Source organism: Streptomyces sp. TAA486 (assembly GCF_000426165.1).
The window spans coordinates 279868-293112 of the sequence record NZ_AUEV01000003.1 but is presented as its reverse complement, the minus strand read 5'-3'; the positions used below and the strand labels follow the sequence as shown (position 1 = coordinate 293112).

Sequence of the window (13245 nt, the reverse complement as noted above, 5' to 3'; positions counted from 1 at the left end):
CCCCTGTTTCTCGCTATTTCTCGCTGTCGAGGTGCGCCATCTGGGCTGCCGGGTACCGGTCGCCGGCGGCGGAACCGGCGGGCACCGCCTGCTCGATGGCCTCGAGATCGTCTGCGTCGAGAGTAACGTCAAGCGCCGCCAGCGACTCCGCCAGCCGCTCACGGGTGCGGGCGCCGATCAGCGGGACGATGTCCTCGCCGCGGGAGAGCACCCATGCGACGGCCGTCTGGGCGACGGTGATCCCCTTGCCGTCGGCGACCCGGCGCAGGGCCTCGATGAGGTCGAGGTTGCGGTCCAGATTCTCGCCGGAGAAGCGGGGGCTCATGCCGCGGAAGTCGCCCGGGGCGAGCTCCCGTTCGCGTGACCAGTTGCCGCTGATGAGTCCGCGGGACAGGACGCCGTACGCGGTGACGCCGATGCCCAGCTCGCGGCAGACCGGGAGGATCTCCTCCTCGATGCCGCGCGAGATCAGCGAGTACTCGATCTGGAGGTCGCTGACCGGGGCCACCGCCGCGGCCCTGCGGATGGTGTCGGCGCCGACCTCCGAGAGGCCGATGTGCCGCACATGGCCCGCCTTCACCAGTTCCGCGACGGCGCCGACGGTCTCCTCGATCGGGACGGCGGGGTCGAGGCGGGCGAGCCGGTAGATGTCGATGTGGCCGGTGCCGAGGCGCTGCAACGAGTACGCGGCGAAGTTCCCGACCGCCTCCGGGCGGCCGTCGACCCCGGTGAAACCGCCTTCCACGGTTCGCAGTGCCCCGAACTTCACGCTGGTCAGGGCCTGTTCGCGGCGAGCGGCGGGTGCGGTGCGCAGCGCCTCGTCGATGAGCAGCTCGTTGTGGCCCATTCCGTAGAAGTCGCCGGTGTCCAGCAGGGTCACTCCCGCTTCGAGCGCGGCGTGGATCGTCGCGACGGATTCTGCCCGGTCGGTTCGGCCGTAGAGGGCGGACATGCCCATGCAGCCGAGGCCGAGGGCGGAGGTACGGAGGCCGTTGCTGCCGAGGGTGCGGGTCTGCATGGTGTGCGCTCCTTGCGTGCTGCCGGATCTGCCACTGCCGAGAGTGGCAAATGGAATGACAGATTTCAATATCTGTTATTCCATCTTTGTTCCCCGGGTGAGCCTTCACGCCCCTGACCTCCGCCTGGCCGGGGGCGGGACTGCCCGTCGCACGGGCCCGTGCCGATGCGGGAGAATGGGATGCCGCGCCGCCCCGCGCGGACACCGCGCCGCGCGCACACCCGCACACCCGCACACGCGAGCGGCGCCGGGCCAGGCCGGCCCAGCCCCGTAAGCCCGTACGTCTCGGAGGACGCCGACGTCATGACGCCGCCGCTCCACATCGGTCCCCACGCCGTCCAGCCGCCCGTGGTGCTGGCGCCGATGGCCGGGATCACGAACGCGCCGTTCCGCACGCTGTGCCGGGAGTTCAGCGGAGGTAAGGGACTCTTCGTCAGCGAGATGATCACGACGAGGGCCCTCGTCGAGCGCAACGCGAAGACCATGCAGCTCGTGCGCTTCGACGACAGCGAGAGGCCGCGTTCGATCCAGCTGTACGGGGTGGACCCGGTCACGGTCGGCAAGGCCGTCCGGATGATCACGGACGAGGACCTCGCCGACCACATCGACCTCAACTTCGGCTGCCCGGTGCCCAAGGTGACGCGCAAGGGCGGCGGTTCGGCACTCCCGTACAAGCGGCCGCTGCTGCGCGCGATCCTGCACGAGGCCGTCGGCAACGCGGGCGGACTGCCCGTCACGATGAAGATGCGCAAGGGCATCGACGACGGCCACCTGACGTACCTGGACGCCGGCCGCATCGCCGTCGACGAGGGAATCACCGCGATCGCCCTGCACGGCCGCACCGCCGCACAGCACTACGGCGGCACCGCCGACTGGGACGCCATCGCCCGGCTCAAGGAGGCCGTGCCCGAGATCCCGGTGCTCGGCAACGGCGACATCTGGTCCGCGGACGACGCGACGCGGATGGTGCGCGAGACCGGCTGCGACGGCGTGGTCGTCGGCCGCGGCTGCCTCGGACGGCCCTGGCTGTTCGGCGATCTCGTCGCGGCTTTCGCGGGCGAGGGCCCGGAGGCGTACGCGCGGCCGTCCTTCGGCGAGGTGGCGTGCGTGATGCTGCGTCACGCGACGCTGCTCGGGGAGTGGCTGGGCGACGAGGCGCGCGGCGTCATCGACTTCCGTAAGCACGTGGCCTGGTACACCAAGGGGTTCTCGATCGGCTCGCAGGCCCGTCAGCGGCTTGCGGTGGCAGCGTCGCTGGAGGAGCTGGCCGGGCTGCTCGACGGTCTCGACGCGGACCAGCCGTGGCCGCACGACGCGGACGGTCCGCGAGGCCGCACCCACGGGCGCAACAAGGTCGTGCTGCCCGACGGCTGGCTCGACGACCCGTACGACTGCGCCGAAGGCGTCGGTGCCGATGCGGAACTGGACACTTCGGGCGGTTGAACATCCTCGTCGCAGGGCTTGGTGAAGACCAATCGGACTTTTATCCAGTACGGCTAACCAACGTCCTGTGCAGGTTGGGTGACTGGGACACTGTGCCCTTGTGAAGGCAATTGTCTACGAGGAGTTCGGGCAGCACCCGGCGCTCCGTTCCGTACCCGACCCCGCGCCCGCCCCGGGCGGCGTGGTGATCGAAGTCGACGCCACCGGTCTGTGCCGCAGTGACTGGCACGCCTGGCGCGGTCACGACCCCGATGTGAAGCTTCCGCACGTAGGGGGCCACGAGTTCGCCGGGACGGTCGTCGCTGCCGGCTCCGGCTCGGCGCTGCCGTGGGTGGGACGGCGTGTGACCGTGCCCTTCGTGTGCGGCTGCGGCACCTGCGCCCAGTGCGTCACGGGGAACCAGCAGGTCTGCGAGCAGCAGACACAACCCGGATTCAGCCACTGGGGCTCCTTCGCCCAGTACGTCGCGATCGACAACGCCGACGGCAACCTCGTGTCGATCCCCGACTCGATCAAGTCGCCCGCTGCCGCCGCGCTCGGCTGCCGCTTCGGCACGGCCTACCGTGCCGTCGTGCGCCAGGGCCGGGTCACCGCCGGCGAGTGGGTAGCCGTCCACGGTTGCGGCGGCGTCGGGCTCTCAGCGGTGATGATCGCCGTGGCGAACGGCGCGCGGGTCGTGGCCGTGGACATCTCCAGGGCCGCGCTGAAGGTCGCCCGCGACCTCGGTGCGGAGGCGACCGTGGACGTCTCCGACGTGGACGATCCGGGGGCGGCCGTCATCGAACGCACCCTGGGCGGCGCGCACTTGTCCCTCGACTGCCTCGGCGATCCGCGCACCTGCTGCGCGTCCGTACGGAGCCTGCGGCGGCGGGGACGCCATGTGCAGGTCGGTCTGCTGCCGCCCGACGAGGGCTCCCCGGCGATCCCGATGGACCGGATCGTCGCCCACGAGCTGGAGGTGCTCGGCAGCCACGGCATCCAGGCCCACGAGTACCCGGCCCTGCTGGGACTCGTCGAAGCCGAGGTGCTCCACCCGGAGCTGCTGGTGCGGCGCACCATCGATCTGTCCGAGGCGCCCGCCGCACTGATGGAGATGGACATCCCGGTGCCCGGCACCCCCGGCGTGACGGTCATCAGGCCGGAGTCGCCGAAGTCCTGAACGTGTCCGTGCCGGGCGGCGGGGAGCCGCTCGGCACCAGGCGTCAGGCGGACCCGCCGCCCTCCAGGCGGAACCCCACCTTCATGCAGACCTGGTAGTGCTCGATCCGCCCGTCCTCGATCTGGCCGCGCACCTGTGTGACCTCGAACCAGTCCAGATTGCGCAGCGTCTCCGAAGCACGGCTGATCGCGTTGTGGATCGCGCTGTCCACGCCCTCGTGGGACGTGCCGACGATCTCGGTCACCCGGTAGGTGTGCTCGCTCATGAGGACCTCCGCTGGCTCGTTCGACCGGTTCGTCCCTCCACGGTGCCCGGATACGCCCGGATTACGCAGATCCCTGGATTTGCGCCGCCCCGTCGGTCACCGCGCACGACGGAGGCCGCCCCCGGCCGCAGGGGGGACGGCGGCCGGGGGCGGCGGGTGAGGGACGCCCGGGCTGTCAGGTGCCCGGTGCGCCCCCCACGGCTGTGAGCAGCGCGAGCGGCGTGGCAGCGGCCCACGCCTGCGGGGAACAGGCATGCGGATAGGGGACGGGGTCGGGGTGATCGGTGCGGCCGTAGCCGGCGAGCACCTCGGGCAGCCGGTAGTTCTGCCTGGCCGCGGCCTCGACCATTCCGGTGGCGAGAGTGCGGGCCTCCTCGTGCATGCCGTAGCGGGCGAGCCCGAGGGCGATGACCGCGTTGTCCTGCGGCCAGATGCTGCCCCGGTGGTAGGAGAGCGGGTGGTACGGGGCCTGGCCGGACGCCAGGGTGCGCACACCCCAGCCCGAGAAGAAGTCGTCCGCCATCAGCCGCCGGCCCACCTGCTCACCCGCCTCCTGGCCGAGGATTCCCGACCACAGCAGGTGCCCCGCGTTGGAGGCGAGTGCGTCGGCGCGCATGCCGTCCCCCGGCCCCCGGCCGGAGGTGCCTTCGGCGAGGGCGAGCAGCGGGAAGTTCTCCTCCGGCATCCAGAAGTCGGACTCGAAGCGTTCACGCAGGGCCGCGGCCGCCTTCGACAGCCGTTCCGCATACGCCTCGTCCTGCCAGACCGTACGGGCCAGCTCCGCCGTGCGGCACAGGGCGTCGTAGGCGTAGCCCTGGACCTCGGCGACCATGACCGCCCCGGTGGGTCGTGTGCCGTCGGTGCTGCACACCGCTCCCGGGGAGTCCTTCCAATTCTGGTTGGCCAGGCCGCCCTCGTGCGCGTGATAGGCGAGGTAGCCGTGTTCGTCCAGGCCGCCGTGGGTGAACATCCAGTCCACGGCGGCTCGTGCATGTGGCTCCAAACGGCGGGCCAGGGGCGGCCGTTCACTCTCTTGGTCCTGCAGGTTGTCCTTCTCCCGCGTCAGTTCGCTGTACGCGCCGAGGAGGATCAGGAAGAGCGGCGTGGAGTCGACCGAGCCGTAGTAGCGCCCGTAGGGGACCTGACCGAAGTGGGCCAGTTCGCCGTGACGCACCTCGTGCACGATCTTGCCCGGCTGGGCGAGACGTTCGGGCTCGTCCTCGCGCGCCTGGGTGGCGGCGAGCGCCAGCAGCGTGGGCTCGGCGAGCTGCGGGCGGTAGGGGAGCGCGAAGAGCGAGGTGAGCAGCGAGTCCCGGCCGAAGAGGGTCAGGAACCAGGGAACTCCCGCGCCGGGTATGAGCAGTTGTTCACCGTCGGGGCCGCGCGCCTTCACGCGCAGCCCGGCCAGGTCGGCCAGGCCCTGCTCGCAGGCGCGGGCCAGCTTCGGCCAGTCCGTCAGGCGGGACGGGACGGGGTCGGCCGAAGTGAACTCGTCCGTGCGGGACTTGAGCCACGAGGTGACGGCGGCCGGATCGCCGTCCGGTACGTCTGCGGCCTCGCGGCGTTCCGGTGCGCCGTGGGGGTGTGCCGTCACCCGGAGCGTCAACTCGGCCGTGCCGTGCGGCGGCAATTCCAGCAGCCAGCCCAACTGCCGTGCGGAGCTGCCGGTCTCCTCGACGGTCATGGGGTGGGGCTCGGCGGTGAGAGTGGTGCGGGAGTGCCACTCGCCGCGTCGGTACCCGAACTCGACGCCGTCCGGGTGCACTTCGTGCGTGCGTACCGTGTGCGGCTTGTCGTACGAGCGGTGGTCGGAGCGCAGCTCGAACTGGTCCGCGAAGTCGGCGTCGGCGGTGAGCGTCAGACGTGCCGTCGTGGCCTCGCCCAGATTGCTCGTGAGCCGGATCCGTTCGGTGAACTCGCCGCTGACGACGGCCTGTTCCCGGAAGACCGTGTAGGCGGGCGGCTCCTCACGGGTGCCGTGCGGCGTGAGAACGGCGGTGCCGTTGCTGTCGGACGCCGGCACCAGAACGGCTGGGGAGGAGCCGTCGACGGTCAGCTGCCAGCGGCTCAGATGCCGAGCGTCGCGTACGAACAGGCCCTCCGGAACCGTCCCTTCGGACTGGGCGCTCGGCAGCGCCCAGCCGGGCGGGCCGCTGATGTCGCCGGAGGGGCCCAGCACGGCGAAGGTGCCTTCGTGCACGAGCAGACGGTGCTCGGTCGCGTTCAAGGTCAGGGTCCTTCCTCGGACTCGGGTGACTCGGGTGCGAACTCTGCTCGGCTCATTGACGTGAATCCGCCCGGTTGAACCTCGGGTTCGGACTCCTGGCCTGAATCCGGTGCCTTCAGCAGATCCAGGGCGAGAGCCGCGGTCCAGCTGAAGTCGCGGGCGCCATGGCCCGCGCCCGTGTACGGGTCGATGTACTCGGCGAAGCCGGACGCGGCGGCGGCGCCGAGCACGTCGGCACGCAGCGTGTCGGCGAGTTCACTCTCTCCGCAGCGGCGCAGGCCCCGTTCGAGCAGCCAGTTGACGTTGAACCAGGCGGGTCCGCGCCAGTAGCGGTGCGGATCGAAGTCCGGGCCGATCAAGTCGTAGCTCGGCAGGAGCCGCACCCTCGTGCCCAGTCCGAAGTGTTCACCGGTGACGGTGCGCAGCAGCTCCGCCGTGATGGGAGCGGGCAGGCCGGGGGCGATCAGGGGCAGCAGACCCGTTGCGCCTCGCGCCGCCACGAGCGCGCCGGAAGGGCCGGAGGAGTCAGAGGCGCCCGAACCGGAGGCCGCCGAGCCGTTCCCGCCGCGCAGATCCCTGCACAGGAACTGGCCCGCCTCCGGCGACCACAGCCGCCGCACCAGGGCGTCCGTCTGCGCGGCGGCATGTTCGCCGTGGGGGGCCGCGTCGCCGCCGAGTTCGCTGTCGATCGACGCCAGCGCGTGCCCGGAGACGATGAGCAGGGCGTTGAAGGACGGATCCTCGACGGCGAAGGGGTGCGGTGCCTCCGCGTCCCGGTACCCGTGGTCGCGGTAGCCGGCGGCGAGAGCGACGTAACGCCCGTAGTCCAGGTCGGTCGGCCGGTCGTCGGCCACGCCGTGCCTGAGGTCGGCCCGCCGGAAGGAGTCCGCGGCGGCCGGTTCGACGCGGGAGAGGGGGCCGTCCCAGCACGGGCTGTTGTCCATGCCGGACTCCCACGGATGGACGATCGCGGCCAGACCGCCTCCGCCGAGGTCGCGTTCGCCGGCGAGGTATCGGTGCCAGGCCGCCAGCCGCGGCCGGACACGCTCCAGGAATCCCCGGCGCCGGGAGACCGCTGGATCGGCCTGATGCACCAGCCAGGCGGCGAGCGCGTGCACGGGCGGCTGCACGATCCCGGAGGTCTCCAGGCCGCGCGGCGCGCCCGCGCCTCCGCCGGAGGAGGCACCCTCCGTGGAGGAACGCCAGAAGCCGGGCCCGGGGAAGTAGGCGTCAAGCGGTACATGGGAGTTGAAGACGATGTGCGGGATCCGTCCGTCGTCCCACTGGCCTCCGAGGAGCGTCTCGAGTTCGCGCTGGGCACGGACGGGCGAGAGATGACGGAGCCCGATGGCGATGAACGCCGAGTCCCAGCTCCACTGGTGCGGATACAGGCCGTGCGAGGGCACCGTCGAGGCCCCGGTCCAGTTGCCCAGCAGGACGCGGTGGGCCCCGCGCCGCAGGCCGCTGCGTTCAGATCGTCCTGGAAACCGGTGCGGAGGAAGGGACTTCGCCGAACCGGGCGGGGCCTCCCGCGACGCGGACGCTCCCGCAGATCCCTGTGCCGTCCGTGACGCCGAGGCAGGCGCGGCGGCGTTCACGCGGCGGCCCGCTCGAGGAACGCCGGTACGGAACGGACGGCTTCGACGGGGTCGCCCGTCAGCCTGCATTCGACGGCCAGTTCGCCCGTGTAGCCGGCCGCGTCCAGCGCCCCGAGCCAGGCGGGCCAGTCCAGGTGCCCCGCGCCCGGCTGGAAGCGGTTGGAGTCGCTGACCTGGGCGTGCCCGATGTACGGGGCCGCGGCGAGGAGGGCGGCGGGCGGGTCCGCCTCCTCGATGTTCATGTGGTAGCTGTCGACGCCCACACGGACGGACTCCAGACCGGTCTCGCGTATCAACTCCACTGCCTGATCGAGCCTGTTGACCATGTGGTCCTCGTACCGGTTGAGCGGTTCGAGGAAGAGGGCGACCCCTTCGCGGCGGGCGTGCTCCCCGAGTTCCGTGAGACCCGCGAGCAGCACCTCGCGGTCCTCCTCGCCGCTGCGCGGCGGCTCGAAGGGGGGCAGACGGCGGGAGAACATCCCGTAGGAGGCGGGGGTCATCGCGCCGCGGCCGCCCAGTTCACCGATGACGGACAGCTGGGACTTCATCTGCTCCACGGCGTCGCGCCGCAGTTCGTCGTCGAAGGCGCCGAAGAAGTGCAGCATCTCGACGCACACCGTCGGCATGACGACACCGTCCGCGAGGGCCTTTCGCAGTTCCGGCAGCCGTTCACGGAAGTGGAGACCGCCCTTTCCGCGCAGCTCGATCGCGCCGTAGCCCGCCGACTGTGCGAACTCCCACTTCTGCTGGAGGGTTTCGCCCGGCAGCAGCTGCTCCTGGCAGGCGGTTGTGAACATGGTGGGGCCTTTCGCAGGTGTTCTCGGTGCGTCGGTGCGTCGGTGCGTCGGGTCGTCGGGGGGCGCCGGGTCCGGTCTCAGAACTCCAGGACGATCTGGAGGGCGTCGGCCGGGCGTTCGTCCAGCAGCGCGTAGGCGTCGCCGGCCTCGGCCACCGGGACGACGTGGCTGACCAGTGACTTCACATCGATCTGCTCCTCGGCGACCAGCCGCAGGAACGTCTGCTGGAGGCGTTCCACGCTCCACCGTCCGGCCAGCTCCTGGGGCACGTCTCCGATCTGCGAGCAGATCAACTGCGCCCGGTTGTGGTGGAATTCGTCGCCGAGTCGCAGCCCCGCGCCTTCGCCCTGGTAGAAGCCGGAGGCGACGACGCGTCCGCCGACGGCCACCGAGCGCAGTGCCTCGTGGAGCGCGGGGTAGGCGCCACTGATCTCGATGGCGGAGTCCGCGCCCCGGCCCTCCGTCAACTCCCGTATGCGTTCGGCGACATCGTCCTCGCGGGCGTCGAGGGCGATGTCCGCGCCGTAGCGGCGTGCGACCGGCCGCCGCGCCGCGAGCGCGTCGACGGCGATCACACGGGCCCCGCTCAGCCGGGCGAGGCGCGTGGTCAGAAGCCCGATCACGCCCTGCCCGAACACCGCGACGTCCTCACCGAGGTTGACCGCGGCGCCGAGTACGGCGTTGTAGGCGATGGCGCCGACACGTGCGAACGCCCCCGCGAGCGGTTCGAGTTCAGCGGGCAGCGTGTGACCGGCAAGCCTCTCGCCCGGGACGATGCCCTCGCTGCGGTGCCCCCAGATGCCCCACGCCAGGTCGCCGACGGCGGGCATCCGGGGGAACCCGGTCAACTCGGGGGAGACTTCGGTGACTTCGCCGACCTCGGAGTAGCCCCAGCCGGTCACGGGATATTCGATGCCCGCGGCGCCGTCCCGGAAGAGCCGGGCCTGCGGGTCCCAGGTGCGGGTGAGATAGGGGTTCGTGCCCCGGTACGCGGTCAGTTCCGTGCCCGCCGATATGCCGGAGTACAGCGTGCGGAGCCGCACATGGCCGGACGGCAGCGGCGCACGCTCGTGCTCGGCGATCTCCACCTGCCGCGGTCCGGTGAACTGGACGACTCGCTCCACAACGCACTCCGGGGGTCTGGCTCTGACGTGGGCTTCCCAAGTTCCGTCGAAGATACATGAGAATTACGTCTTGTTAATAGACAGAAGTGGTGCTGAGATGCATCACTGTGAAGCGGAAGCCAGGTGAGGACAAGGCAGGCATGGCACTCATGCGGATGTGGGCGCGGCGCCGGCACACGAGGTACGCCGCCCGGAAAACCGCCGTGGCCGCCGTGGCCGTGTCGCTGGGTGCCGCGCTGCTCGCGGGATGCTCGGCGAACGCCCGGACGGGCCCGGACCGGCCGGACAACAAGATCACCGTGTGGACGCTGGAGAACCTGCCGGCGCGCATGGCGGCCGAGAAGAAGATGGTGGCCCGCTTCGAGAAGAAGAGCGGAGTGCGGGTCGAACTCGTCGGCGTGGACGAGGGCCAACTCCCGCAGCTCATCATGTCCGCCGCCGCGTCCGGCAATCTGCCCGACGTCATCGGTTCGCTGCCCCTCGGCCAGGCCTGGCAGATGTACGGCAACGGGCTGCTGAACACCGAGGCCCCCGCCGACATCGTCAAGGAGCTGGGCCGCGACACCTTCAACCCCAACGCCCTCGAGCTGACGTCGGACGGCCCGGCCCGGCTCACCGTCCCCTCCGACGCCTGGCTGCAACTCCTCGTCTACCGCAAGGACTTGCTGAAGAAGGCCGGCCTGCCCGCGCCCGACAGCTACGCCACGATGCTCGACGCCGCACGGAAGCTCGACAGAGGCCGCATGCACGGCATCTCGCTGGCCACCGATCCCGCCGACGCCTTCACACAGCAGAGCTTCGAGGACCTCGCCCTCGCCAACGACTGCCAGTTGGTGGGCAAGGGCGAGGTGACACTGGACTCCTCCGCGTGCCGGCGCACCTTCGCCACGTACGACGAACTGGCCCGCGAGCACGGAGCCCCCGGCACACAGACCGTCGACACCACCCGCGCCACGTACTTCGCGGGCAGGTCGCCCATGATGGTCTGGTCCTCCTTCCTGCTGGACGAGTTGTCCGGGCAGCGCGCCGACGCGGTGCCGAGCTGCCCGCAGTGCAAGAAGAACAAGGCGTTCCTCGCGGAGAACAGCGGCATCACCACGGCGTTGAAGGGCCCGGACGGCAAGAAGCCCGTGCAGTTCGGCGAGATCACCTCGTGGGCCATGACGAAGACCGCGGAGACCGGAGCGTCCCGCAAGTTCGTGACGTACATGCTCAGCGACGGCTACGAGGACTGGTTCGGGATGGCGCCCGAAGGCAAGATCCCGGTACGGCAAGGGACGTCGGACGACCCGCACAAGTTCACCCGCGCCTGGCACTCCAGCCGGCTCGGCGTCGAGGCGAAGGTGCGCAAGCCCCTGAACTCGATCTATCCCGACGAACTGCTGGACGAACTGACCGAGGGCATCGGCGTGATGCGCCGCTGGGGCTTCACCCAGGGCGAGGGAGCCCTCGTCGGCGCCACGAACGGCGAACTGCCCGTGCCCAAGGCCATCGGAGCCATGACCAGCGGCCAGACCTCGCCGGACGAGGCGGCCCGCGAGTCCCAGGACGAGGTCGACGCGCTGCGGCGGTCCCTGCGGTGAGCCGCTCCCGCGCCCAGGGGGCCGTCCACGCGGGCCCGACCACCCCCGTCACCCGAGGTACGCACACACCCGAGGTACGCACACCATGACGCATCCCACGACCACCGCACCGGACGGCGTCCCCCGGCCGGACGCCTCCTCAGGAGACGGCGGGGCCGCGGACGGGCGGAGCCCGCGAGGCCTGCCCGGCCCCCGGGGCCCGCGCCGCCCGCTCACCGCGAGCCGCAGGGAGAACCGCGCCGGGCTGGCCTTCGTCACGCCCACCGTGGTCGTCGTGGGCGTCGTCGTCGTCCTTCCGATCCTGTGGACGGTGCTCCTCGGGTTCCAGAACGCCCGGCTCATCGACATCCAGAACATGGGGCTGCTGGGCGACTGGTCGCTGGAGAACTTCCAGTCGGTGTTCGGCTCTCCCGGCTTCTGGACCAGCCTGTGGACCACGCTCCTGTACACCGTGGGCTCCACGGCCGGCTCGATCGCGCTCGGCCTGGTCGCGGCGCTCGCCCTGCGCAAGCCCTTCCGGGGCCGGGGCCTGGTCCGCGGCTCGATGCTGCTGCCGTACGTCGCGCCGGTCGTGGCCGTCGCGTTCGTGTGGCAGATCGCTCTGAGCCCGCAGTTCGGCATCGTCAACGAGTGGGGCGCGAAGCTGCTCGGCTGGGACGACCCGGTGGCCTTCCTCTCCACCCGTTCGTATGAAGTCTCCTTGCTCGGGCTGGACTTCGAGCTGCCGCTGGCCCTGCTGACCGTTATCGCCTTCGAGACCTGGCGCTACTTCCCGTTCGCCTTCCTCTTCCTGCTGGCCCGCCTGCAGGCGGTGCCCGAAAGCCTGGAAGAGGCCGCGAAGGTCGACGGCGCCGCTCCCACCCAGCGCTTCCGGCACGTGCTGCTGCCGCAGCTCATGCCCGTCGTCGCGCTGCTGTCCGTGCTGCGCTTCATCATGGAGTTCAACAAGTTCGACGACGTGTACCTGCTGACCGGCGGCGGCTCCGGCACGGACGTCGTCGCGGTGCGCGTCTACAACTTCCTCACCGCCCGCTTCGACGTGGGCGCAGCCGCGGCCCAGGCGCTCGTCCTCGCAGTGATCCTCATGGCGCTGCTGGGCCTGTACTTCACGTTCTTCGGCAGGAAGGTCCAGGAGGACTCATGAGCCGCGCCCAAGTCCCCATGAGCCGGGCTCAGTTCGAGGAGCGGCTGTTCGGCGTGCTGCGCTGGGTGGTGATCGCCTTCCTCGCGCTGATCACGCTGGCGCCGTTCTACTACATGCTCCTGCTGTCGGTGAAACCCATCGATGCGCTGCTGCTGGACCCCGGCCGACTGTGGGTCTCCGCCCAGGAGTTCACCCTGAGCACGTACGAGGAGGTGCTCAAGCCGACCGCCGAGGGCGGCCAGGGATTCCTGGGCATGCTCTCCAATTCGGCGCTCGCCTCGCTCGGTGCCGTGGTGCTCACGCTGCTCGCGGCCATCCCCGGCTCGTACGCGGTCAGCCGGCTGCGCTTCTTCGGCGGACGGCAACTGAGCGCCCTCTTCCTCGCCGTCTATCTCTTCCCGGCGACGCTGCTTGCCGTACCGCTCTTCGTGATGTTCGCGAAGATCGGGCTGCAGGGCAGCATCGTGGGGCTCGCGATCGTGTACATCGCACAGACCGTGCCCGTCTCGGTCTACATGCTGAGGAACTACTTCGCGACGATCCCCTTCAGCATCGAGGAGGCCGCGGCGCTCGACGGCTGTTCACGACTGCAGACGATCCGCAGGGTCGTACTGCCCCTGGCCGCACCGTCGTTGATGGCCACTGCCCTGTACATCTTCATGATCGCGTGGAACGAGTTCCTCTTCGCGCTGCTCTTCCTCGCCGCGACGCCGGAGAACTGGACGGTCTCCCTCGGTCTCCAGCAGCTGGCCAACGGCATCGAGGTGTCCAAGACCGTGCTGATGGCAGGATCGGTCGTGCTGACCGTTCCCGTGGTCCTTCTCTTCCTCGCCGCGGAACGGCTGCTGACTGAGGGCCTCACCAGCGGGGCGGACAAGAGCTGAGGA

11 protein-coding genes are annotated in these 13245 nt (G+C 70.6%); 5 read left to right on the top strand and 6 right to left on the bottom strand.

All coding sequences use genetic code 11. The features are described from left to right. Nucleotides 1-13: 13 nt before the first annotated feature. Nucleotides 14-1018, bottom strand: a complete 1005-nt coding sequence (locus I004_RS0108010; RefSeq protein WP_028435047.1) for an aldo/keto reductase — start codon at nt 1016-1018, stop codon at nt 14-16. Nucleotides 1019-1321: 303 nt separating this feature from the next. On the opposite strand from I004_RS0108010, the gene dusB reads away from it, so the two are divergent. Both dusB and I004_RS0108000 read left to right on the top strand, forming a co-directional pair. After that, nucleotides 1322-2461: a tRNA dihydrouridine synthase DusB gene (dusB, locus tag I004_RS0108005; protein WP_028435046.1), complete on the top strand. Its 1140-nt coding sequence runs from the start codon at nt 1322-1324 to the stop codon at nt 2459-2461. 100 nt (nt 2462-2561) lie between these two features. Further along, a complete protein-coding gene (locus I004_RS0108000) occupies nt 2562-3620 on the top strand; it encodes a zinc-dependent alcohol dehydrogenase family protein (RefSeq protein ID WP_028435045.1) in 1059 nt (352 codons plus the stop codon). Nucleotides 3621-3663: 43 nt separating this feature from the next. Here I004_RS0108000 and I004_RS0107995 read toward each other — a convergent pair whose 3' ends face one another. The 5 genes from I004_RS0107995 to I004_RS0107975 all read right to left on the bottom strand — a co-directional run bounded on the left by I004_RS0107995 (nt 3664) and on the right by I004_RS0107975 (nt 9631). Then, nucleotides 3664-3885: a dodecin gene (locus I004_RS0107995; protein ID WP_028435044.1), complete on the bottom strand. Its 222-nt coding sequence runs from the start codon at nt 3883-3885 to the stop codon at nt 3664-3666. Nucleotides 3886-4060: 175 nt separating this feature from the next. Beyond that, nucleotides 4061-6112 (bottom strand): glycogen debranching N-terminal domain-containing protein, encoded by a 2052-nt coding sequence (locus tag I004_RS0107990; protein WP_037975373.1) that lies wholly within the window; start codon nt 6110-6112, stop codon nt 4061-4063. Between the two features lie 2 nt (nt 6113-6114). Then, on the bottom strand, nt 6115-7779 hold the full coding sequence (locus tag I004_RS32875; RefSeq protein ID WP_486579850.1) for an MGH1-like glycoside hydrolase domain-containing protein: 1665 nt from the start codon (nt 7777-7779) through the stop codon (nt 6115-6117). Continuing rightward, entirely contained in the window at nt 7707-8507 is an 801-nt protein-coding gene (locus I004_RS0107980) for a sugar phosphate isomerase/epimerase family protein (RefSeq protein WP_028435042.1), read from the bottom strand. Before I004_RS0107980 ends, I004_RS32875 begins: the two co-directional genes overlap by 73 nt. A gap of 77 nt (nt 8508-8584) precedes the next feature. Next, on the bottom strand, nt 8585-9631 hold the full coding sequence (locus I004_RS0107975; protein ID WP_028435041.1) for a zinc-dependent alcohol dehydrogenase: 1047 nt from the start codon (nt 9629-9631) through the stop codon (nt 8585-8587). A gap of 149 nt (nt 9632-9780) precedes the next feature. Here I004_RS0107975 and I004_RS0107970 point away from each other — a divergent pair, with 149 nt between their 5' ends. The 3 genes from I004_RS0107970 (at nt 9781) to I004_RS0107960 (ending at nt 13242) form a co-directional block, all read left to right on the top strand. After that, entirely contained in the window at nt 9781-11214 is a 1434-nt protein-coding gene (locus tag I004_RS0107970; RefSeq protein ID WP_028435040.1) for an extracellular solute-binding protein, read from the top strand. An 85-nt stretch (nt 11215-11299) separates the two neighbouring features. Beyond that, nucleotides 11300-12358, top strand: a complete 1059-nt coding sequence (locus I004_RS0107965) for a carbohydrate ABC transporter permease (RefSeq protein WP_051344833.1) — start codon at nt 11300-11302, stop codon at nt 12356-12358. A 17-nt stretch (nt 12359-12375) separates the two neighbouring features. Continuing rightward, nucleotides 12376-13242 carry a carbohydrate ABC transporter permease gene (locus I004_RS0107960; RefSeq protein ID WP_028435038.1) on the top strand — a complete coding sequence of 289 codons (867 nt, stop codon included), beginning with the start codon at nt 12376-12378 and terminating at the stop codon, nt 13240-13242. Nucleotides 13243-13245 lie beyond the last annotated feature (3 nt).

Bases quoted from the DNA above. Each gene is read 5' to 3' on its own strand.
- I004_RS0108010 (WP_028435047.1), bottom strand. From the start codon at position 1,018: ATGCAGACCCGCACCCTCGGCAGCAACGGCCTCCGTACCTCCGCCCTC.
- dusB (WP_028435046.1), top strand. From the start codon at position 1,322: ATGACGCCGCCGCTCCACATCGGTCCCCACGCCGTCCAGCCGCCCGTG.
- I004_RS0107995 (WP_028435044.1), bottom strand. From the start codon at position 3,885: ATGAGCGAGCACACCTACCGGGTGACCGAGATCGTCGGCACGTCCCAC.
- I004_RS32875 (WP_486579850.1), bottom strand. From the start codon at position 7,779: ATGCAGGCTGACGGGCGACCCCGTCGAAGCCGTCCGTTCCGTACCGGC.
- I004_RS0107980 (WP_028435042.1), bottom strand. From the start codon at position 8,507: ATGTTCACAACCGCCTGCCAGGAGCAGCTGCTGCCGGGCGAAACCCTC.
- I004_RS0107970 (WP_028435040.1), top strand. From the start codon at position 9,781: ATGCGGATGTGGGCGCGGCGCCGGCACACGAGGTACGCCGCCCGGAAA.
- I004_RS0107965 (WP_051344833.1), top strand. From the start codon at position 11,300: ATGACGCATCCCACGACCACCGCACCGGACGGCGTCCCCCGGCCGGAC.
- I004_RS0107960 (WP_028435038.1), top strand. From the start codon at position 12,376: ATGAGCCGGGCTCAGTTCGAGGAGCGGCTGTTCGGCGTGCTGCGCTGG.